Genomic DNA, 22,120 nt, shown 5'->3' with positions numbered 1-22,120 from the left:
CTTTCCGCGCTCCCCCCACCCCGCGCCTGGAAGCCCGGCGCTTGAATGGGAGACTAACCGGGGCCCGCTAATGGTCCACACAAGCATTCCTTATGGAGACGAAACGATCCGCCGCCTGCCGGCGCTTGATCCGGTCACCGGCCTGGACCATCCTGCCGCCAAACCGAAGGGAGAGAGAAATGAAGTCGATCTGGATCGCGGCGGCCGCCACCGGCATGATGCTGGCGCAGGCCGCGCCGGCGCAATTGCCGCCGGGGGTGTTCGCCGGCGAGAAGAGCTATGCCGCGGCGACCGCCGGCACCTACGATCTCGACGCCGGCCATACTGCCGTGATCGCGAAGGTCTCGCATATCGGCTACAGCCTCAGCGTCTTCCGCTTCGACAAGGTTAGCGGAACGCTGACCTGGGATCCGGCCAGGCCCGAGGCTTCGGCGCTCTCGGTCGAGGTCGCGACCGCATCGATCTCTACCCCTGTTCCGGGCTTCGCCGCCGAGCTGGGCGGCAAGGGCTTCCTCAACACGCAGGCCTACCCGACCGCCACGTTCGTCTCGACCGCCTTCCACAAGATCGATGCGACCCACGGCAAGGTCGACGGCCAGTTCACGCTGATGGGCAAGACCAGGCCGCTCACCTTCAACGTCGAGCTGATGGGCGCGGGCAAGGGTTTCATGGGAAAGCCACGGCTGGGCATCGCAGCGGCCGCGGATATCAACCCGGCCGATTTCGGGCTGCCGGCGATGTTCGCCGCGCCGATCGCCCTGGTGATCGATGCGGAGTTCGCGCATCAGTGACCTGCCCGCAAAAACTAACGCCGCACTGCACCAATTAGTGCTTGACCTTTCTTTGACGTATGTCCAGTTTTCCACCCGATAGCTGATTCCAGCGCCAAGGGGGGCACCGCTTATGATCCAGAAGCGCCGCGACTTCTGTGCCCGGAAGGGACACCATGAATAGCGATTCCGGAAAGATTGTCGGTGTGCCCCGTCGTGTGGGGCTGATCGCCTTGTGCGTCGCGGGGCTGCTCGGCACCACGGCCGTCATCGCCGAGTCCGAGAAGGGCGATGCCGGCAAGGTGCCGGCCGACTGGAAAGAGACCGAAGCCGGCATTCCCGTCACCGATCCGCTGACGACCGCCAAATGCGGCGGCTGCCATACCCCCGATGCCAAGGGCAATCTCTCGCGCATCTCGTGGGTGCGCGCCACGCCCGAGGGCTGGTCGCAGACGATCAAGCGCATGGTCAAATTGAACGGCGCGGTGGTCAGCCCCGAAGAGGCGCGCAGCATCGTCCAGTATCTCGGCACTTTCCACGGCCTCGCGCCCGAGGAAGCCAAGCCGGTCATGTATTTCGCCGAGCATCGCGTCCAGGACGAGACGATCATTCCGAACGAGGCGGTACGCGGCGCCTGTGCTAGCTGCCACGCCTTCGCGCAGCCGATGTCGTCGCGCCGCAGCCATCGCGAATGGGGCCTGCTCCAGCAGATGCACATGGCGCTCTACCCGCAGGCCGAGCGCCAGTATAACCGGCCCGCGACCGGCCCGCTTTCGCCGACCGACAACCCGGCCCCCGCCGCCCCCGGCACCAAGCCGCCGATGGTGGCCGAGGTCGCGCTGGAATGGCTGTCGAAGAACGCCACCCTCCACACCACCGAATGGGAGGCCTGGCGCCCCCGCATCCAGGCGCCGACCCTGGCCGGCCAGTGGCTGATCAGCGGCGCGATGCCCGGCCACGGCCAATTCGTCGGCGAGATGAAGGTCGCGCCCAAGCCGGGCGCGCCGACCGAATTCGTCACGACGACCACCTTGCGCTCGCTCGAGACCGGCAAGAGCGTCACCCGCACCGGTACCGGCCTGGTCTATGGCGGCTATTCGTGGCGCGGCACCTCGCATGGCGCGGCCCCCGGTGGCGGCGAAGAGACGATGCGCGAGACATTGTGGTTCGCGCCCGATCGCGGCAACGCCGTCGGCCGTATCTATTGGGGCGCCTATCAGGAATTCGGGCTCGACGTGACGATGGTCCGCGAGACCGGCATTCCCAAGCTCGCCGCAGTCACGCCGGGCGCGATCAAGACCGGCACGCAGGGCGCCAAGGTGCATGTCTACGGTGCCGGCATCCCGGCCGATCTCAAGCCGCAGGACTTGAGCTTCGGCGCGGGCGTCACCGTGGCGGCGGTCGACTCGATCACCCCCAGCGAAGCGGTGATCACGGTCAACGTCGCGCCCGATGCGGTCGGCGGCCAGCATGACCTGGCGCTGCGCGGCGTCCCGCTCGAAAAGGCGCTGCCGGTCTATGCCAAGGTCGATTATATCAAGGTCACCCCCGAAACCGCGCTCGCGCATCTCGGCGGCCTGAAATATCCCAAGGGCTATATCCAGTTCGAGGCGATCGGCTATTCGGCCGGCGCCGACGGCAAGCCCAATACCGCCGACGATTTCGCGATCGGCCCGGTCGACGCAAACTTCGCGATGATCGAATTCCCGACCACCACCTACGACGACGACACCAAGTTCGTCGGCAAGATCGATAGCAACGGCCTCTTCAGCCCCAATGTCGAGGGGCCCGATCCCGCGCGCCGCTTCATGCGCAACAATTATGGCGAGGTGTGGGTCACCGCGACCAGCAAGACGCTGATGGACCGGGAAGGCAAGCCGCTTTCGGGCCGCGCCTATCTGGTCACCACAGTGCCGCTCTATAAGATGTGGGATCAGCCGGAGGTGTCGAAATGAATGTGATGACCAATATCGACGCCCGCGCATACAGTATCGGCGAGCTTCATTCCTTCCAGGCGGCCGAGCAGACCTTCGTCTATCTCGTCACCGCAGGCGCGATCTTCGCTTTGGACGAAGGCGCGCGATCGGTCGTCGCCAAGCTCGCCGAGGCGCCGATGCTGCATGGCGCGCTGGTCGGCGAGTTGCAGGCGCATGGCTATAGCCGCGAGGATGCCGAAGAGCTGATCCGCGAACTGCTCTATGCGCAGGCGATCACGTCCGAGGGCATCACCCCGGTGCGGGCACCCGGGCCGGTCAACCCGCCCAAGGACTTCCCGCTCCAGGCTCTGGTGCTCAACGTCACCAACCAGTGCAATCTTGCCTGCACCTATTGCTACGAGTTCGGCGCCGACAAGATCGCGACGCCGGCGGGCAAGCCCAAATATATGTCGATCGAGACCGCCAAGGAGTCGGTCGACTTCCTGATGAAGAAGTCGCCCGGCCGGCGCGCGGTGAACATCACCTTCTTCGGCGGCGAAACCTTGATGAACTTCAAGCTGCTGCGCGAAGTCGTGCTCTATGCCGAAGAGCAGGCCGCGGCGCAGGAGCGCGGCATCGGCTTCAGCCTGACCACCAACGCCACCCTGCTGACCGACGAGATCATCGATTTCCTGTCCGATCACGGCATCGGCGTCACCGTCAGCATGGACGGCCCGCCCGAAATGCAGGACGCACGCCGCGTCTACAAGAACGGCAAGGGCTCCTATGCGGTGATCGAGCCGCGCCTGCGCAAGCTGATCGCGCGGCATCGCACGCGGGCCATCGCCGCGCGCGTGACGCTCACCAACGGCGTCACCGACGTGATGCGCATCTATCGTCACCTGAAGGACGATCTCGGCTTCCACGAGGTCGGCTTCGCGCCGGTCACCAATTCGGGCGACCGCGATTATGCGATCAACGACAATTCGATGGGCGAGGTGCTCGACGGCTTTCACCTGCTCGCCGAAGAGTGGCTGGAATTCGCGCTCGCGGGGAAGATGCACGGCTTCTCCAACGTCAGCGAGACGATCGGCGAGTTGATCCAGGGCGTGAACAAGTCGCACCCGTGCGGCGCGGGTCTCGGCCTGCTCGGCGTCAGCCCGTCGGGCGATCTGTCGCCCTGCCACCGCTTCACCGATGCGGACACGCACACGCTCGGCCATATCTCGACCGGGATAGACGATGCGAAGCGCGAGGATTTCCTCACGCGCGGGCATGTCGAGGCGAAATATGAGTGCCAGAGCTGCTGGGCACGCCCGCTCTGCGCCGGCGGCTGCCATCACGAGGCGTTCGTCCGCTACGGCGACACCGGCCATGCCAATCTGCATTATTGCGACTGGATCCGGCAGTGGACCGACACCTGCCTGCGAATCTACGGCACGGTAAGCGCCAAGAACCCCGATTTCCTCGATCAATTCGCTGCTCGGAAGGCCCTGGCATGAAGCATTTGAAAGCGATCAATCAGAAAGCGCGGCGGATCGACGATGCCGTCGTGCAGGCCGAGGCGGTGACCGAGGACGATATCGTCGCCCTCCAGCAGAAGCCGGCGGCGCGTCCGCACGTGCCGATGGGCTGCACCCTCTCTTTCTCGCCGGGCTGGGAAGTCGATGCGGGCGGCGGCACGGCAGGCCTGTGCCAGCCGGTCGAGCGCGACATCTACGATTGCTACGTCACCTGCTTCTGGCCGGTGCAGGTGGCCGATCACCTCAATTATTCGCCCGATTGGGCCAAGAATTGCGGATCGGCGGCCAAGGACTGGCGCAATCTCGACATCGTCTATCCGTGACGCGCGCCTTGGGCGGCGTTGGTCAATATTTGGGCGGGGGTTCCGGCTTATGAAGAGGTTCCAACTCGGGCTGGCAAGCCTGCTGACGCTGGGCGCAGCGGCAGCCCCGATCGGTGCGGCGACGGTCGTGCTCGGCGGCTATCCCGACCAGATCCAGTTCGTCGACGACAAGAGCGGCAAGGTCACCGAGAAAGTTACGCTGGCGACCGGCCTGCCCGAGAATATCCAGCTCTCGGCGGATGGCTCGAAAATCTATGTCCGCACGCTCAGCACCTCGGGCATCGAGGTGATCGACGCGAAGACGCGCAAGGTTCTCAGCAAGTTCAGCCTCGATACGCCGGTGGCGCGCTATCGCTTCAGCGGCGGCGTGCCCGATCCTTCGGGCAAGCTCTTCTACCTGATCGGCAAGCGCATCGATAAGGGCGTCGATCTCTACCGCGTCGGTAAGCTGCAGATCATGGTGGTCGACATGCAGCAGCAGAAGGTCGTCCACACCTTCGATCTCGATCCCGACGACGAGCCCGAATATCGCGCCGCGCTCGCCATGTCGCCCGACGGCAAGACCCTGTTCGCGTTCTTCAAGCAGGTGCTGATCATCGACACGACCGATCTGAAGGTCGTCGACCGGATCGATCTCGCCAAGCCGGATTCGCCCGGTATGCAGGATGTCAGCATGGGCGGCAACCTGGAGACGCTGCGCGATCCGAACCAATATATCTCGGTCTTCAACGCCGAGGATCCGTACATCCACAACAAGGTGTTCGGCATCGCGCGCTTCGATCTCACCGCGCGCAAGTTCAGCTACAAGCCGATCGGCCCGGCGCCGGATTCGATGGGCGGGCTCGAAGTCTCGCCCGACGGCAAGGATGGCTACACCGTCGCGGTCAATGGCAAGCTCGGCAGCCAGCGCTGTGAATTCTGGCACTTCAACCTGACGACCAACGCCGCGGTCGGCTCGGCCGAATTCCCATGCCGCCGCCGCTTCTATTTCAGCATGTCGGCCGACGGGAAGGATCTCTACATTTACGGTGCAGGCTTCGATGTCGCGGTCTATGATGCCAAGACATTGAAGTACAAGACCGATTGGGAGCTGCGCAACGACATCACGATGGCGGGCCTGCTCACGATCAAATAGGCCGCTCGCCGGGAGTGTTTTCGATTTCGACGCCGGACCAGCGCCTGTCTTCAGTCCTGGTCCGGGGTACGGGCCTTGCCGCGCATTGCTGCCTCAAGTTGCTTGGCGACGCGGGGATTCCGGCACGGCAGGAGGCGGTGGCGCGGCCGGCGCGGCCCGCCTTGCTGATGAGCGAGCCCGCTTTGGCACTGGTGCGCGATTGTCTGGGGCGTCCACAACTGCTGGCGGATCATCCGCGCGTGCGGCGGCGGATCGTCGCGTGGGGCGGCAAGGATCCGGTGTCGGTCGATCATGATGCGATCGTGTTGACGGCCGGCGCGTTGGAGACGGCGCTCTCCTCACCCGACGTCATCCCAGCGAAGGCTGGGATCTCAGGAGGAGAAGAGCGCGCTCAACTCGCACGAGACCCCAGCCTTCGCTGGGGTGACGGAAGGGTTGGAAGTGGGTTCACCCTCCACATCGACCCACCCTTCCCCAATCCCGCCGCGCAAAGCTTCGGCCAACGCCCGGCGCGCGCCCTCCCCGTCCGTCTGCGCCGCCCCGAAGACCGCGAAGCCTGCTGGATCGAAGCGGTCGACCAAGGCTGGCTCTTCCTCTTGCCCTCAGGTGAAGACAAAGGCTGGCTGCTGTGCGTCGGCGAAAGCGCGCTCGATCAGTCCCGTCACATCGCCCCTCGCATCGAACCGACCGGCCCCGCCAGCGGCGCGTTCGAAACCGCCCCGCGCCTGATCGAATCCCTCACCGGCAGCGACTGGCTCGCCTGCGGCCCCGGTGCGATCGCGTTCGATCCGATCTGCGGCGACGGCAGCGCGCAGGCGGTGCGCGAGGCGATCCTCGCGGTCGCGGTCGTCACCGGCATCGCCGAGGGGCATGACGCGCCGCCGCTTCTGGCGCATTATCAGGCGATGCTATTGGCGGCGATGCGACGTCATTTGCGTCTCTGTGGGGACTTTTACGCGACCGGCGGGCAGAGCCCGTGGTGGCGCGGTCAGTTCGAAGCACTGCGCGAAGGCTTCGACCGGTGCACCGCGCGGCTGGCCACCTATCCCGAGCCCGCCTACGAACTGCATGGCTTCCGCCTCGTCGAACGCGGCGTCACCGCATGACTCCCGACACGCAATCGGTGGCGACCTGGCGCACCTACACCCGCCTCGCGCCGTTCCTGCGCCCCTATCTCGGGCGGCTGGCGGTGGTGATCGTCATCAGCCTGTTCTCGACCGCGCTGTCGCTCGCGCAGCCCTATTTGTCGAAGCTGATGATCGACCGCGCCCTGCTCCGCGCCGACATGCGCGCCCTGCTCACGATCGCCGCCGCGATGGTGATCGTCACGATCGCCGGCTATGCGCTCAACATCCTCGCCAGCTACCGCTACATTTCGGCTTCGGCCGCGATGCTGTTCGATATCCGCGTGGCGATATTGCGCCACCTGCAGCGTCTCTCGCCGCGCTTCTACGGCAGTTTCCGGCTGGGCGACCTGCTCTCGCGATTGAATGGCGACGTCAGCGAGATCCAGCGGGTCACCGCCGACGGGCTGCTCTCGATCCTGAGCAACGTGCTGATGCTGGGCGGCTGCATCGCCGCGATGCTGTGGCTCGACTGGCGGCTGTTCGTGATCGGGGTGATCCTCGTGCCGTTCTGCGTGCTGGCATTGCTCCACTACCAGAAACGGCTGACCCGCCTGACCGCCGAGACGCGCGAGCGCGGCGCCGATCTCGGCAGCCTGCTGGTCGATACGATCATGGGGATGCGCGTCGTCACCGCCCTGCGCGCGGGCGAGCATGAGGTCGGCCGCTTCGGCGATCGCAACCAGGCGTTCGTCGGCACGATGCTGCGCCTGCAGGTCACCTCGTTCATGGCGGGCGCGGTGCCCGGCACCTTGCTGACCATGACGAGCGCCGGCGCCGTCCTCTATGGCGGCATGCAGATCATCGCGGGCAAGATGACGATCGGCACGCTGGTGGCGTTCATGGCCTATCAGTCGCGACTGTTCGGCCCGGTGCAGGCGCTGATGGGGCTGATGTCGGGATTGAGCTCAGCGCGCGTGTCGCTCGCGCGGCTGTTCGTGCTGCTCGACGCGCGCATCGACGTGGTCGAGCGGGCCGATCCGGTGGCGCTGCCGGCGGTAAGCGAGGCGATCCGCTTCGAGCATGTCTCGATGGCGCAGGGCGGGCGGCCCGTGCTGACCGATGTCGGCTTCGCGATCCCGGCGGGCGCCTTCTGCGCCATCCTCGGGCCTTCCGGGGTCGGCAAATCGACGATGGCGGATCTGATGGCGCGTTATCTCGACCCCGATGGCGGCCGCGTGCTGATCGGCGACCGCGACCTGCGCGATTTCCGCATCGACGATCTGCGCCGTGAGATCATCCTCGTCGACCAATCGCCGCATCTGTTCAACGATACGATCGGCGCCAACATCGCCTTCGCGCTGCCCGGCGCCACCCCGGCCGATATCGCGCTCGCGGCGCGCCACGCCGGGCTCGACGCGCTGATCGCGAAGCTGCCCGATGGCCTCGAGACGCGCGCCGGCGAACGCGGGCTCGCTTTGTCGGTCGGCGAGCGCCAGCGGATCGCGCTCGCCCGCGCCTTGCTGCGCCGCCCGAGCGTCCTGATCCTCGACGAGCCGAGCGCTGCGCTCGACGAGGAAACCGAGAAACTGATCGCGCAGGGCCTCCGCCTGGCGCTGCCCGACGCGACGATCGTCGTCATCACCCACAAGCCCGCGCTGGCGCAGATGGCGGACATGGTCGTCACGCTCGACGATGGCCGGGTCACTATCCAACCGATCGCCGATGTCGCCCTCGCCTGACCCCGCCGATCCCGATCGCCCGCTGCCGCCGCTCTTCCCGGGCCGCACCGGCGCCGGAATCCGGATCGCAGTGATCGACAGCGGCGTCCATCCGGGACACGATCATATCGATGCGGACAGGATCGCGCCCGGCACGGCGATCGGTGCCGACGGCGGCATCGAGGAAGGCGTCGACGTCGCGCGCGACTATCTTGGCCACGGCACCGCGGTCACCGCGGCGATCCAGGAGAAAGCGCCCGAAGCCGTCTGCATTCCCGTGCGCGTGTTCGAACGCGCGCTGCGCACCAACAGCCGCGTGCTGGCCGCCGCGATCCGCTGGTCGATCGCGCAGCAGGTCGATCTGATCAACCTCAGCCTCGGCTCGACCAACCCCGCCCATGCCGATCTGTTCGCGCGACTGGTTGAGGAAGCGAGCGACGCCGGCACCCTCATCGTCGCCGCGCGCGAGGCCGACGGCGTGCCCTGCTACCCCGGCATCACCGACGGCGTCCTTCCGGTGGAACTCGATTGGGAGTGTCCCCGCGCGCGTTTTGGTCTGGCGGGCACGCCCGAACGCCCGATCCTGCGGGCGTCAGGCTATCCGCGCGCGATCCCCGGCGTGCCGCACCGGCGCAATTTGTACGGCATCAGCTTCGCGGTCGCGCAGGTGACCGGATTTGCGGCGTTGGCGGGCGAGGGGTTGCCGCAATCGCGCGTCACGGCGCTGATCGACGCCATACGCGAACAGGCCAGCGAGAATCGTCATCCTCGCGAAGGCGGGGATCCATATTCTCAAAGGTTCGGAGGTTATGGATCCCCGCCTTCGCGGGGATGACGGCCTTTCAAGCCGTCCGTCGCTCCGCTTCCAGCGGCTCCGCCGGCCCCGTGTCCATGCGCACCGGCCCGGGCCGCGCGAACAGGTAGCCCTGCCCGAAATGGCAACCCAGCTCGCGCAGCCGCTGCCGCTGCGCCGGCGTCTCGATACCCTCCGCCACCACCGTCTTGCGCAGGCCATGGCCGAGCCCGATGATGGCGCGGACGATCTCCTCGCTCTGCCCGCCATCCTCGAGCAGGCCGAGCACGAACGAGCGGTCGATCTTCAGCGTGTCGACCGGCATCTGCTTGAGGTGGATCAACGAGGCATAGCCCGTCCCGAAATCGTCGAGCGCGATGCGCACCCCGGCGCAGTGCAGCATGTGCAGCGCCGACAGGATATCGTCGCCCGCACGCTCCAGCACGATGCCCTCGGTCAGTTCGATGCACAGGTCGGCCGGGCGTATACCCGCGGCGGCGATCCGATCGAGCAGGCGTTGCGCCGCCCGCGTGCCGCGCAATTGTGCGCCGGTGAAGTTGACCGAGAGCGAACCGGCGCCGTTCGCCTGCCCGCGCAATTCGGCGAGCGCGAGCGCCAGCACGCGTTCCTGCACCAGCAGGCCGATCCGCCCGTCGGTCAGGATATCGCCGAAGATGGCCGGCGTAAGCAGGCCGAGATCGGGGTGGTGCCAGCGCAGCAGGGCTTCGTGGCCGATCGCGCGGCCGTCGGCCAGATCGACGATCGGCTGGAAATGGATCGCGAATTCGCCGCGCTCGAGCCCGACATAAGCGTCGCGCACGAACGCCGCCTTGCGGTCGATCTGCGCGCGCAGGCTCGGGTCGTAAGCCTGCCGTCGTCGACGCCCGAGCCGTTTGGCGCGATACAAAGCGAGATCGGCATTCTTGTAGAGCGTCGCGGTGTCGGTCGCGTCCTTGCGGAACTGCGCCGATCCGATGCTGAGCGAGATCGGCCAGCCCCGCCCGGCGTGGCTGGTCTGCTCGTCCTGCAGCGCGTCGAGCGCGGCGGCGGCGATGTCCGCATCGGCTTTGTCCGCCGGCAGCAGGATCGAGAATTCGTCGCCGCCGATCCGCGCGACATGCGCCGCGGGGCCGACCGCGGCGACCAGCCGCCGCGCGACATGCGCCAACAGGGCGTCCCCGCCGTCATGGCCGAGCCGGTCGTTCACCGCCTTGAGGTGATCCACATCGACCAGGAACAGGGTGAAGTCCTGCGCATCCTCGCGCTCGATCAGCGCCTGCAGCGCGATCTGGAAGGCGGCGCGATTCTGCAATCCGGTGAGGAAATCGGTGTGCGCGGCGCGGCGCAGCGTCTCGGTCTCGATCGCGATGGCGTTGTGCGCCTGTTCGGCCAGGTCGCGCTCGCGGCGAAGCAGGCGGAAGCGATCGGCGATCGCAAGCGACAGCACCACCGATTCGAAAGCGATGCTCGCGAAGGTCGCCATGTCGACGATGTCGTTCTGCCCGAGCAGGCCGAGATTGCGCGCCAGCCGTAACAGGAACACCGAGCTCGGCGGCAGCCAGCCGCCGAGATAGAAATACACCGTGCGGCTGCCACGCCGGATCGCGAAGGTAACGCTCGCCACGGCCGATATCGCGCTCGCGAAGATCGCGTAATTCATCCAGTGATCTGTCATCGCGGCGGGCAACAGATAGTCCGCCGAAGCGACGATGCCGCACAGCAGACCAATCACGGCAATCGTTCTGACCACCCTTTGCAGCCAGGGGGGAACCATGCCATCTTCCAGCACGGCGAGCAGAAAGTTGTTGCCGGTGAAGATCATCGCGCCGACCAGCACGAAATCGGCCCGCACCGCCCAGGGCCCGACGAAGCCGGGCAGGAAGAAGGCGGCAGCATTGGTCCAGGTCAGGCCGTAAGCCAGCGTCACCCCGGCCCAGATCAGATACCAGCGCTGAAACGCATAACGCTGCCCGGTATAGATCAGCAGATTGTAGGTGGCGGCGGACAAGATCGCGCCTGCGAACAGCCCGATCAGCAGCAGCCATCCGGCATCGATCCGCACCGCCTGAGCGGGTGCGGCGGCGGTGACCTTTCGCATCAGGCCGAGATCGTCGAGCCGGTCGAAACCGATATAAAGCTGCGCCAGATCGGCCCCAGGACGATCGATCGCAAAGCGCAGCAAGCCGCCGGGCGACCAATGGCCGGCCAGATCGCCCGGTCCGCGCACGATCCGTTGCGACCGCCCGTCGCGCGCCACCGCGACGATCGCGATCCGATCGAACCGCGCCTGATCGATGCGAAGCTGCCAGCGGGTGGGTAAGTCCCGCAGTGCCGAGGGCCGGTCGAGCCGTAGCCACACCCAGCGGTCATGATAATCCGGGCCGGTGACGGCAGTTCCGCAGACGAAACGTAGATGCGCGAGCGTGCTGTCCGAAGCCGGCGGACCGGCCGGTGCGCTTGCGGCGCAGAGCGACGATCGGAGCTCGATCGTCTGCGCCTGCGCCGCCTGCGGCCAGACGTGCAGCGATGCGAATATCAAAAGGCCAAATATCCAACGCCGCACCGGCACCGCCACTCCCCACAATGGCTCGTGCGCTCAAATCGCTGCAAATTGGTTAACAAGTGTGTACGTGAATAACCCGATATATGAGGCGGTTAGGCCGGGATCGCCTATCACCCGTCGAGCGTCTCGGTGTCCCAGGACGACACCGCCACCTCGTCCAGCTCGCAGCCGCCGACCCCGATCACGCGTGCGGTCATCATGTAGACGCCGACGAGCGCGACCATCTCGAAGACCAGAGCGTCGCTGAACAGCGCGCGCGCCGCCGCCAGGGTCGCGTCGCTCGGGCTGACATCCACCACAAGTTCGGTGGTGAACTGGGCTACGACGCGCGTTTCGTCATCCAGATCGGAATAATCCCCCGCCTCGATCGCACGGATCTCGGCATCCGACATGCCGAGCCGGCGCGCGATCGAGCGGTGATGGTGGAGTTCATACTCGCTGTTCGACAGCGCGCCAACTCGCAGGACCAGCACTTCGCGCAAGCGCGGATCGATCGTCGTGCCGAACACGGTGGCGATCGAGACGTCGCGCTGCGGCTGCCAGAGCCCATCGGGTGTGTGCATCGCCATGCGCACGACGTTGAGCACCCGACCGCCGGGCGGATTGAGTGCGGCGCGCTTGGCTTCGGACAAAGTGGCGGGGTCTGGATAGGGAATCCGGCTCATCGCATCCTCTCTTTTTATCGCTGTCTGATCCCATTTCGTGCCGTTCCAGGCAATATCGACAGCCGGAACCATGGTCTTGGAGCGTGGACGCCCCTGCGCCCGGCCGGTACACAACTGGCACCCTAAGACTGAAAAAGCGGGGAGAGGATGGACGCGATCGCGCGGGGGAGTGTTGCGGCCGATTGGCTGAGACGGTTCGAACATGCTCTGGACAATCCGGACGCGGCGGACTGGCCGAGCCTCTTTACCGACGACGGCTACTGGCGCGATCTGATCGCCTTCACCTGGTCGATCGTCACGCTGGACGGCGCCGGCGCGATCGCCGCGATGGCGCGCCAGCAGGCCAGCGCGATCGCCGCATCCGCCTTCACGATCGATCCGGCGCTGTCGGACGGCGACGAAGCCTGGTTCGACTTCGAAACCGCGACCGCCCGGTGCAAGGGCTATGTGAAACTGGAGGGCGGCCGCGCCGCGATCGTGATGACCGCCGCGACCGCGCTCAGGGGCTTCGAGGAGCCGGCCGGCCCGCGCCGTATCCAGGGGATCGAGCATCGTGCGCAGAAAGGCCGCCGGACCTGGCTCGACGAGCGCAAAGCGCAGGAGAAGAGCCTGGGCTATGACGAGCAGCCTTATTGCCTGATCGTCGGCGGCGGGCAGAACGGGCTCGCGCTTGCGGCACGGCTCAAGCGGCTGGACGTGCCGACGCTCGTGATCGACGCGCACGGGAAGCCGGGCGATGCGTGGCGCAAGCGCTATCGCAGCCTCTATCTCCACGATCCGATCTTCCTCGATCACTTCCCCTATCTGCCCTTCCCCGATCACTGGCCGCTCTACACGTCCAAGGACAAGATGGGCGATTGGCTCGAAATCTACGCCAAGGTGATGGAGGTGGATTTCTGGGGATCGAGCCGCTGCACCCGCGCCAGCTTCGACGAAGCGGCCGGCGAATGGACGGTGACGGTCGAGCGTACGGGCGAAACGCTTACGCTGCGGCCGAAGCAACTCGTGCTCGCGACCGGGCTTTCGGGCAGCAAATATGTCCCCGCAATAGCGGGTGCGGAGCGTTTCGCGGGCGCCAGTTACCATTCGGCCGATCATCAGGGCAGCGAAGATGTGGCGGGCAAAAACATCGTCGTCGTCGGCTCGAACAATTCGGCGCACGATATCTGCGTCGACCTGTGGGAGAATGACGCAGCGTCGGTGACGATGGTCCAGCGCTCGCCCACCGTGGTCGTGCGCGCCTCGACGATGCAGACGCTCACCGCCGGCATTCCTTATGCCGATCCGGCGATCCCGACCGAATTCGTCGACCTGATGGGCGCCACCCTCTCCTTCCGCGTCCGCACCGCGCAGGAGATCGGCAATACGGCGTATCTGCGCGATCTCGACCGGGATTTCTACGAGCGGCTGGCGGCGAGCGGCTTCCAACTGTCCGACGGCTATGACGGATCGGGCTTCTTCCTCGCCTACTGGCGACGCGCGGCGGGCTATTATATCGATGTCGGCGCCTCCGATCTGATCGCGAGCGGCGAGATCAGGCTGGCGCAGGGCGAGATCGCGGCGATCGAGGCCGACGGCGTGAGGATGGCCAGCGGCAACCTGCTGCCCGCCGACCTGATCGTCTATGCGACCGGCTACCACCCAATGGCGGACTTCGTCGGCCGGCTCATCTCGCCCGAGGTGCAAGCGAAGGTCGGCCCCTGCTGGGGGCTCGGCTCGGGCACGCCCGGGGATCCCGGCCCGTGGGAAGGCGAGTTGCGCAACATGTGGAAGCCGACCCGCCAGCCCAACCTGTGGTTCCAGGGCGGCAATCTGATGCAGTCGCGCTTCCACTCGCTTCACCTCGCGCTCCAGATCAAGGCGCGGATGGAGGGGCTGCCGACCCCGGTCTTCTGGCCAGATCAGACGGTGGCGCGCGCAACCGAGCCGGTCTGATCCGCCATGACGGTCGCTGCCCCCAATTGGCTGAGCGCGACGCTCGACGGCGCCGGCGACTGGCGGCTGCGGGCGCGCATCCCCTGGCTGTTCGGGCTGATCATGCTGTTCAATTCGTGGGACAGCGTGTCGATCGCGTTCATCCTGCCCTCGATCGCGCAGCAATGGGGGCTCGGGCCGCTGCAGAGCGGCTGGCTGGTCTCGGCCGGCTATGGCGGGCAATTCCTCGGCGCGATCGTTTGCGGCTGGCTGGCGGAGCGCCACGGCCGGCTGCCGGTGCTGCGGGCGGTGGTGATCCTGATGTGCCTGCTCGCGATCGCCTGCGCCGCTGCGCCCGATGTCCACGCCCTGATCGCGATCCGGCTGGTGCAGGGCCTCGCGATCGGCGGAGCGACGCCGGTGGCGATCTCCTACATCAACGAGGTCGCCCCGGCGGCGACACGCGGGCGCTTCTTCGGCACCTTCCAGTTCCTGATGCTGAGCGGCTTCGGCCTTGCCTCGCTGCTGAGCGCGTTCATCGTCCCGGCCTTCGGCTGGCGCGCGGTATTCGCTTTGGGGACGGCGCCGTTGGGACTGGCACCCTTCCTGTTCGCCGTCCCCGAATCCCCGCGCTGGCTGGCGATGCGCGGGCGGTCCCGGGAGGCGATCGCCGCGCTTGCCCGGCTCGGCGGCAACCCGCCCGCGACCGCTCCGGCCGGCTTTCCACCGTCCGAACGCCCTGCCCTCGCCGCCCTGTTCTCGCGCGAGCTTCGCGGATTGACCCTGGTCGCCGGATCGATGTGGTTCCTCACCTCGCTCGTCTCGTTCGGGCTCGTGAGCTGGGTGCCGTCGCTCTACGTGAGCGTGTTCGGCATGCCGATCGCCCGCGCGCTCCGCTATAATGCGATCGCATCCCTGTTCGTGTTCGTGCTGCCCTTGTTGCTGCGCGTCACGATCGACCGCACCGGCCGTCGCCTGCCGCCGCTGATCGGCACCGGGCTGGGCGGCCTGGCCCTCCTCACGCTGATCCTCGTGAGCAGGTGGGGCGAGGCTTGGCTCGTCGCCTTCACCATCATCGGCCAGATCGGCGTCTCGATCGGATCGATGGTGTTGTGGCCCTACACCGCCGAAAGCTATCCCACCCCCATCCGCGCGGTCGCCCTTGGCGCAGCGAGCAGCCTGGCGCGCGGGGCATCGATGCTGACGCCTTTGGTGGTGGGCGGGATGCTGGCGCTGACCGGATCGGTGGTGCCGGTCTTCCTGATCTTCGGCACGTCGGCGGTCGTGACGGCGCTCTTATGGGCGTTCGCGACGCGGGAGACCGCCGGGCGGGAGATCGACGCCTGACACCACGCCGTGACGGCGCCGGGCGATCTATCGATTCTGGATCCGGTGGATCGCTGGAGCGGGCGAAGGGCTTCGAATCCTCGATCCGTTGTGGGCGGTTGCAGCCCCATGCACTTTCCTGCTGATCACACTCTAAAAGTCTGCGGACCTCGGGTAGGTTGAAACGGCGGAAATCTGCTTCCGAATGGTCTTTTGTCCGGCGCGGTGTTTGCTCATCTTGCCTCCTGCTCGCGGTGAACATGGCCGCTGTCAGACCGGCAGCGCGCCCGTCAAATACCAGCGCTCGGATCCTTCGAGGGCGAGCGCGGTCAATCGGCCGCTGGCGAAGGCGCCGGTATCGATGCCGATGCGGTTGGGGCGCTCCTCGACATGATCGGTCACGGTATGGCCATGGACGATGATCCGGCCATGATTGCCTGCATGGCCGACGAATTCCTCGCGGATCCAGCGCAGGTCGCTCGGGCGCTGCTTGTCGAGCGGGATGCCGGGGCGAATGCCGGCATGAACGAACAGATAGTCGCCGATCCCGATCCGATCCTCGAAACCGGCCAGGAACTCGACATGCTCGGCCGGAATGCGCGCACGGGCGAGTTCGACCAGCTCGTCGAAATCGGCATCGCGATATTCGCTGCCGGTGATACCGTAGCTGTGTAGCGTCTGGCCGCCGCCGATTCGGATGAACTGCCGCATTGCGCCTTGCCGGCCTTTGAGCGCGGCGAGCAGCACTTCCTCATGATTGCCCATCAGGAAGCGGACGTTAATCCCGCCGACGGCCATTGCCATCGCCCGATCGACGACGCCGCGCGATTCGGGGCCGCGATCGATCAGGTCGCCGAGGAAGATGATCTGGGTGTCGGCCGGCGGCCGATCGCGGTCGTCGACGGCGATGCGATCGAGCAGATCATCGAGCAGATCGAGCCGACCGTGCACGTCGCCGATGGCATAAACTCGACAGCCCGGGGGAATGGCAGCAATCGGCGCAGTGGGTTGCTGCCGGCCGAACAAACGGGTGAGCAACGAGACCATTCTATCCTTCGATTTCACTCTTGGCGGCGTGGGGAGGGTCGATACCCCAGCGCTATCGCTTCGATCCAGCCCGCATGGCAGCGAGTTCCGCCTCTAGCAAATTCGCACGGGAGCGCCAGTTGCGGTAGCTGGTGTTGATCGGCATCCATCCGGTCAGCGCCCCGCCGTCCTCCTGCCACAGGGCGACGGCATCGTGGGGATCGTAACCGGCGTTGGCGAGCAGCCTAAGACTGAGCCGGTCGGCGGCGTCCTCCATCGCCCTCGTCAGCCGTGCCGATCGCCCGAAAATGCCCGCCAAGCCGCCGCGGACATGCTGCTCCTCGCTCAACCGCGCATGGCCGAGGATATTGTGCGCGATCTCATGGGCGACGATTGCCGCGAGCTTGCCATCCGACAGACGCGCCATGATGCCGGCACCGACGCGGATCGTCTCGCCATTGGCATCGGCGATATACCCCCTGCCGAGCAGCACCTCGAACCGCGCGCGGCAAGCGGGGCGGGGCTGGATCACGACCCGCACTTCCTCATCGCCGCGGCGCAGCACGATCGGAAACGGCTGATCGGGCGGCAGCGCGAACAGCGCCTCATAAAGCGCGGTCAACGGCTCCAATCTCGCTTTACCGTCCGGCGATCCGGATACGGCCGGCACGGAGAAAGATCCAATTCCGACCAATCCGTCGCCGGCACGGATTCCGGAAGCCTCGGCCGGGCTCGACGGGACGATCGCCTCGATGCCCGAATCGCCGTCGAATCCGAACATCTGGTGGGCCATGGGGCGGAGGTTTGCGGCGTAGTCGGCTACGCTCTGCAAGCGCAGGCCAGTCCCGGGCATGCGGTTTCGGCAGAGCGCGACATTGGCCGTCGTCAAGCGGTAACCAACTGATTCCAAGCGAAGATCAGTCGCGATGATGGCGTGAAACAGCTTGCTCCCATCGTCGTCGATCGACTTGCCGTAAACCAACGGCGCCGCTGCGATAAGCACCGCCGCCGCCGCGATTCGGATCGATGACCGGCAATAGCGCACGGCAAGCGTCCGAAAATGGTAACGGAAACCGGATAGTTGGGAGGGGCGTTGTTCGGCCATCATCGCGAGACTTGCCTTATCGCACACGCTGTGCAATAGGCACCTCGCAGAAGTCTAGGGGATTTTGCCATGTTTGCGTACAAGTTGCTTGGTGCGATCGCCGTGGCCTCGATGGCCACTACACCTATTCTGGCTGCCGCTTCGGTGTCGCAGTACAATCCGGCGGCCGCGCTCGCATTGCCCTCTGCTGGCGAGGTTCGCGCCTCCAGTCATGGCGGTAAGCGCAACGGTGTCGGCCCGGTCCCCTTGCTCCCGGTTTTGCTCGGCATAACCATTGGGGGGCTGGGAATCGCCGCTGCCGCCGGCGCGTTCGATTCGAAAAAGCCTGTCAGCCAATAATATCTGGTTACTCGAGAAAAGCCGCCACGGTTTGGCGGCTTTCTGCCGACGCCTTGGGTTCGCGAACAGGAACCCGTATGATGGCTTTGGATAGGTTGTTGATTTGAACAACAACTCGGTCCGGAACACTTCGTATTTGAGATCATGACATTGCCCGCGGGCGCCAAGCTATGTTGGCTTGTCCTGAGCTCTCACTCGTTGATTTTGCGTTGCGGTAAAGCCTTCGACACCACCCTCAGATGGCGCTTGAGTCCGATTGCCAGTCTGGGATTGGGTTAAATTCCACCGCGTCGGGTGCAGAGCATCCGATGGAGGGAGGCCCTATGACCGTTGCAGGGAATTTCCTGTGTTGATGGTGCCTGCCGTCAGCATGAAGCCGCCGCGAGCGTCTATACTTGAGGCGTTTCGAATCCAATCGTCGTTAATTATCTTCCTAGGGGTGATAGTTCCTTCCTGGGAGCGATATCCGCGCTCCTGGCCGTTTCATCAGATTGAAATTCCATTCATTTGGAACAGCATGATTGGCGCAGGCCTTGCGGTTCTGGTCGGCCTCGCTTTCCTGCGCCGTGTAACCGCCTACGCCGGAACGGGCGTGTTTGGAATGATCATTCCGTCTTTTGCTTCGACCTATGGTTTGGTGGCTGCCGTTTTATTGGCGCTGCGTCTGCCTTATTCCAGTGTCTATCTTGTCATCAGCTTCGTGACGGTGTTGTTGGTCGCATTTCTGGTGAGCTATTGGATTGAGCGCAAGCGCATACTCCGCTTCTACGTAGTGCCGTTCGGCGACATTGCATTCATGCATGGCTCGAAACCGGCAGGCGTCGAATGGATTTTGCTGCGCGAGCCAACCCTGCCGACCGATAGGTCGGCTATGATAATCGCGGATTTTCGCTACGATCATAAACCGGAGTGGGCGCGAATGATGGCGGCAGCGGTGCTGCACGGCCACGTCGTATATCATACCAAGCAATTGCTGGAGTCTCTCACCGGGAAAGTCTCCATTCAGCATTTGTCCGAGAACAGTTTTGGTTCTCTGCTGCCGAACCTTGCGTACCACAAGGCAAAGCGCCTGGTGGACATCCTAGGCTCAATCCTGCTGTTGCCGGTCCTTGTCGCGCCGATGTTGGTTATTGCAGCGGCGATAAAGTTCGACTCGCCCGGTCCGGTTTTTTTTCGGCAACAGAGAATGGGTTTCAGAGGACATCCGTTCACGATGATTAAATTTCGGACGATGCATGTCCGAACCATCGAGGACGACGAAGCCAGTGCGCGGACTAATGCGATGACCCAGGCGGCAGATGCGCGCGTTACCCGGATCGGAAAGCTTCTGCGTCCATGCCGGCTCGACGAGTTGCCGCAGATCTTCAATATTCTTCTCGGCCAGATGAGCTGGATCGGGCCACGCCCGGAAGCGGTCCCTTTGTCGACATGGTATGCTGCGGAAATACCGTTTTATTCCTACCGGCATATTGTTCGCCCCGGCCTGACGGGTTGGGCACAAGTGAATCAAGGGCATGTGACGAGCGTCGAGGACGTCTACGAAAAATTGAACTATGATTTTTATTACATAAAAAACTACTCTGCGTGGATAGACGTGCTGGTGGCTTTGCGCACGATACCAATCATGGTGTCCGGATTTGGTTCGAAATAGCCGTGGGCGCCTCGGTAACCCCTGCAAATTATGACAATCCCCGGCGGCCCTAATTTAAACGAGGTGAGATGTGAAGCTGAGCGGCAAGCGCGTCCTAGTTACCGGCGCGGACGGTTTTATTGGCTCTCATCTCGTCGAGCACCTCGTGCGCGCTGGGGTCGATGTGCGTGCGTTTGTCTATTATAACAGCTTCAATAGTTGGGGGTGGCTCGACTCCTCTGCCGAAGATGTGCGTGAATCGATCGACATATTTGCCGGAGATATTCGCGATTCTCACGGAGTTCGTGAGGCAATGAAAGGCTGCGATGTGGTGATGCATCTTGCGGCCCTAATTGCGATACCCTATTCTTATCATTCGCCTGAGACTTATGTGGATACCAACGTCAAAGGTACGCTTAATGTTGTGCAGGCGGCGCGCGATCTTGGTGTTCAGCGGGTTGTGCATACCTCGACCAGCGAGGTCTATGGTACAGCGCGGTTCGTTCCGATCACGGAGCAGCATCCTCTCCAGGGTCAATCACCTTACTCGGCCAGCAAAATAGGCGCCGACCAGATCGCACAGAGCTTCTACCTTTCATTCGGCACGCCGGTCGCGACGATCCGTCCGTTCAACACCTATGGCCCTCGCCAATCGGCAAGGGCGGTCATTCCGACGATCATTTCACAGATCGCCGCTGGCGCGAGTGAAATCCGTCTGGGTGCGACTCACCCGACGCGCGATTTCAACTATGTGAGCGATACTGTGCGTGGCTTCGTCGCGATCGCCGAGTCCGACGCGGCAATCGGCGAGGTCGTCAACGTCGGAAGCAATTACGAGATATCCATTGGGGAGACCGCGGCCCTGATCGCCGAACGGATGGGGCGTGAGGTGGAGATAAGAAGCGAAGATCAGCGTATGCGTCCTGCGCTGAGCGAGGTTGAACGGCTCTGGGCCGATAACGTTAAGGCGCGGGACATCGCTGGTTGGATGCCGGATTACGCAGGCCGCGATGGCTTTGCCAAAGGATTGGATGAGACTATCGCCTGGTTCCTCGATTCAACGAACCTCGCTCGCTACAAGATTGGCATATACAATATTTGAGGGGCGTGATGGCTACCATGAGCGAACTTCACAGCCATCCAACCATCGCTGAAGAGGTGTTACGCGCAGTACGGGCGGTACTCGGTACTTCCGGGACCATGATTCCTCTTCATGAGCCGGAGTTTGCCGGTCGCGAATGGGAATATGTCAAAGAGTGCATCGACACCGGTTGGGTTTCGTCGGTGGGGTCGTATGTCGACCGGTTCGAACGCGATCTGGCGGCTTTCACAGGTGCCCAATGCGCAATTGCCACAGCCAACGGCACCGCAGCGCTTCACGTCTGCATGCTACTGGCGGGTGTCCAGCAGGGCGAGGAGGTATTGGTCCCAGCGCTCACTTTCATTGCGACTGCCAACGCAGTATCTTACTGCGGCGCGATCCCCCACTTCGTGGATTCCGAAAGCGAAACCTTAGGTATTGACGCGGGGAAGCTGGAAGCGCGGCTGGCCGAGGTTGCGGAAGTCGTCGATGGCCGCTGCATCAACCATGCTACTGGGCGGACGATCCGCGCTTTGGTGGTGATGCATGCCTTTGGACATCCTGCCGACCTCGACGCTCTCGCCGCAGTTTGCGAGCGTTGGCATCTGGTGTTGATCGAGGATGCAGCGGAATCGCTCGGCTCTTATTACCAGGGCAGGCATACCGGTAACGTCGGCCGGGTCGCTGCGCTCAGTTTCAACGGCAATAAGGTGATGACCACCGGCGGGGGTGGCGCAATTTTGACCAACGACCCGGAGCTAGGCCGTCGAGCCAAGCATTTGACCACTACAGCGCGCGTGCCGCATCGGTGGAACTTTGTCCACGACGAGATCGGTTACAATTATCGATTGCCGAATCTCAACGCGGCGCTGGGCTGCGCGCAACTCGAGCGCGTTCCCGGCATGATCGCACGCAAGCGCGAACTCGCTAGCCGCTACGCCAGCGCTTTCATCGACACTCCCGGTGTTCGCTTCCTGCGCGAACCTGAGGGAAGTAGGAGCAATTACTGGCTCAACACCATTGTACTCGACCCCGGCTACGCCGATGCGCTTGAAATGGTACTCAAGGCACTGAACGATGCCAATTATATGTCCCGCCCCGTGTGGACCCTGATGCACAAGCTGCCGATGTACGCCGATTGTCCCCGAGCCGATCTCGGAAGTGCCGAGCAGCTTTCGCGAGCTGTCATAAACCTGCCAAGCAGCCCGGCGCTGGCGGATTGATCC

18 protein-coding genes are annotated in these 22,120 nt (G+C 64.5%); 14 read left to right on the top strand and 4 right to left on the bottom strand.

What is annotated here, in order from left to right; genetic code table 11:
• Nucleotides 1–179 precede the first annotated feature (179 nt).
• From AB4Z44_RS01935 to AB4Z44_RS01900, 8 genes are all read left to right on the top strand, one after another.
• Nucleotides 180–791, top strand: coding sequence for a YceI family protein (locus AB4Z44_RS01935; RefSeq protein WP_404712404.1), 612 nt, complete (start codon nucleotides 180–182; stop codon nucleotides 789–791).
• Nucleotides 792–976: 185 nt separating this feature from the next.
• Nucleotides 977–2,725, top strand: a complete 1,749-nt coding sequence (gene peaA / locus AB4Z44_RS01930; RefSeq protein ID WP_404712403.1) for a quinohemoprotein amine dehydrogenase subunit alpha — start codon at nucleotides 977–979, stop codon at nucleotides 2,723–2,725.
• Nucleotides 2,722–4,188, top strand: coding sequence for a quinohemoprotein amine dehydrogenase maturation protein (peaB, locus tag AB4Z44_RS01925; protein ID WP_404712402.1), 1,467 nt, complete (start codon nucleotides 2,722–2,724; stop codon nucleotides 4,186–4,188). The genes peaA and peaB overlap by 4 nt, the downstream gene beginning before the upstream one ends.
• On the top strand, nucleotides 4,185–4,532 hold the full coding sequence (qhpC, locus tag AB4Z44_RS01920; RefSeq protein WP_404712401.1) for a quinohemoprotein amine dehydrogenase subunit gamma: 348 nt from the start codon (nucleotides 4,185–4,187) through the stop codon (nucleotides 4,530–4,532). The genes peaB and qhpC overlap by 4 nt, the downstream gene beginning before the upstream one ends.
• 49 nt (nucleotides 4,533–4,581) lie before the next feature.
• Nucleotides 4,582–5,667: a hypothetical protein gene (locus AB4Z44_RS01915; RefSeq protein WP_404712400.1), complete on the top strand. Its 1,086-nt coding sequence runs from the start codon at nucleotides 4,582–4,584 to the stop codon at nucleotides 5,665–5,667.
• Nucleotides 5,668–5,681: 14 nt separating this feature from the next.
• Entirely contained in the window at nucleotides 5,682–6,773 is a 1,092-nt protein-coding gene (locus AB4Z44_RS01910; protein WP_404712399.1) for a hypothetical protein, read from the top strand.
• A complete protein-coding gene (locus AB4Z44_RS01905) occupies nucleotides 6,770–8,473 on the top strand; it encodes an ABC transporter ATP-binding protein (protein WP_404712398.1) in 1,704 nt (567 codons plus the stop codon). The genes AB4Z44_RS01910 and AB4Z44_RS01905 overlap by 4 nt, the downstream gene beginning before the upstream one ends.
• On the top strand, nucleotides 8,457–9,287 hold the full coding sequence (locus tag AB4Z44_RS01900) for a S8 family serine peptidase (RefSeq protein WP_404712397.1): 831 nt from the start codon (nucleotides 8,457–8,459) through the stop codon (nucleotides 9,285–9,287). Before AB4Z44_RS01905 ends, AB4Z44_RS01900 begins: the two co-directional genes overlap by 17 nt.
• A gap of 7 nt (nucleotides 9,288–9,294) precedes the next feature.
• On the opposite strand, the gene AB4Z44_RS01895 is transcribed toward AB4Z44_RS01900, so the two are convergent.
• Together AB4Z44_RS01895 and AB4Z44_RS01890 are read right to left on the bottom strand one after the other, a co-directional pair.
• Nucleotides 9,295–11,784: a putative bifunctional diguanylate cyclase/phosphodiesterase gene (locus AB4Z44_RS01895; protein WP_404712396.1), complete on the bottom strand. Its 2,490-nt coding sequence runs from the start codon at nucleotides 11,782–11,784 to the stop codon at nucleotides 9,295–9,297.
• A gap of 134 nt (nucleotides 11,785–11,918) precedes the next feature.
• Nucleotides 11,919–12,473 carry a carboxymuconolactone decarboxylase family protein gene (locus AB4Z44_RS01890; protein ID WP_404712395.1) on the bottom strand — a complete coding sequence of 185 codons (555 nt, stop codon included), beginning with the start codon at nucleotides 12,471–12,473 and terminating at the stop codon, nucleotides 11,919–11,921.
• 147 nt (nucleotides 12,474–12,620) lie between these two features.
• Between AB4Z44_RS01890 and AB4Z44_RS01885 the strand changes: the two genes are divergently transcribed.
• Together AB4Z44_RS01885 and AB4Z44_RS01880 are read left to right on the top strand one after the other, a co-directional pair.
• On the top strand, nucleotides 12,621–14,408 hold the full coding sequence (locus tag AB4Z44_RS01885; RefSeq protein WP_404712394.1) for an NAD(P)/FAD-dependent oxidoreductase: 1,788 nt from the start codon (nucleotides 12,621–12,623) through the stop codon (nucleotides 14,406–14,408).
• Nucleotides 14,409–14,414: 6 nt separating this feature from the next.
• Nucleotides 14,415–15,734: an MFS transporter gene (locus AB4Z44_RS01880; RefSeq protein ID WP_404712393.1), complete on the top strand. Its 1,320-nt coding sequence runs from the start codon at nucleotides 14,415–14,417 to the stop codon at nucleotides 15,732–15,734.
• A gap of 249 nt (nucleotides 15,735–15,983) precedes the next feature.
• Here the strand turns inward: AB4Z44_RS01880 and AB4Z44_RS01875 are convergent, their stop codons facing one another.
• Together AB4Z44_RS01875 and AB4Z44_RS01870 are read right to left on the bottom strand one after the other, a co-directional pair.
• Entirely contained in the window at nucleotides 15,984–16,760 is a 777-nt protein-coding gene (locus AB4Z44_RS01875; RefSeq protein ID WP_404712392.1) for a metallophosphoesterase family protein, read from the bottom strand.
• A gap of 52 nt (nucleotides 16,761–16,812) precedes the next feature.
• Nucleotides 16,813–17,520: a M48 family metalloprotease gene (locus tag AB4Z44_RS01870; RefSeq protein ID WP_404712391.1), complete on the bottom strand. Its 708-nt coding sequence runs from the start codon at nucleotides 17,518–17,520 to the stop codon at nucleotides 16,813–16,815.
• A gap of 393 nt (nucleotides 17,521–17,913) precedes the next feature.
• On the opposite strand from AB4Z44_RS01870, the gene AB4Z44_RS01865 reads away from it, so the two are divergent.
• The 4 genes from AB4Z44_RS01865 to AB4Z44_RS01850 all read left to right on the top strand — a co-directional run bounded on the left by AB4Z44_RS01865 (nucleotide 17,914) and on the right by AB4Z44_RS01850 (nucleotide 22,117).
• Nucleotides 17,914–18,183, top strand: a complete 270-nt coding sequence (locus AB4Z44_RS01865) for a hypothetical protein (RefSeq protein WP_404712390.1) — start codon at nucleotides 17,914–17,916, stop codon at nucleotides 18,181–18,183.
• 352 nt (nucleotides 18,184–18,535) lie between these two features.
• Nucleotides 18,536–19,834 (top strand): sugar transferase, encoded by a 1,299-nt coding sequence (locus tag AB4Z44_RS01860; RefSeq protein ID WP_404714326.1) that lies wholly within the window; start codon nucleotides 18,536–18,538, stop codon nucleotides 19,832–19,834.
• Nucleotides 19,835–19,904: 70 nt separating this feature from the next.
• A complete protein-coding gene (locus tag AB4Z44_RS01855) occupies nucleotides 19,905–20,915 on the top strand; it encodes an NAD-dependent 4,6-dehydratase LegB (protein WP_404712389.1) in 1,011 nt (336 codons plus the stop codon).
• Between the two features lie 17 nt (nucleotides 20,916–20,932).
• Nucleotides 20,933–22,117 carry a LegC family aminotransferase gene (locus tag AB4Z44_RS01850; protein ID WP_404712388.1) on the top strand — a complete coding sequence of 395 codons (1,185 nt, stop codon included), beginning with the start codon at nucleotides 20,933–20,935 and terminating at the stop codon, nucleotides 22,115–22,117.
• Nucleotides 22,118–22,120 lie beyond the last annotated feature (3 nt).

Origin of the sequence: Sphingomonas sp. MMS24-J13, assembly GCF_044905095.1 — a bacterium.
Lineage (GTDB): Bacteria > Pseudomonadota > Alphaproteobacteria > Sphingomonadales > Sphingomonadaceae > Sphingomonas_I.
Note: the sequence above shows the minus strand (reverse complement) of the source record. Positions and strands in the feature narration are given on the sequence as shown.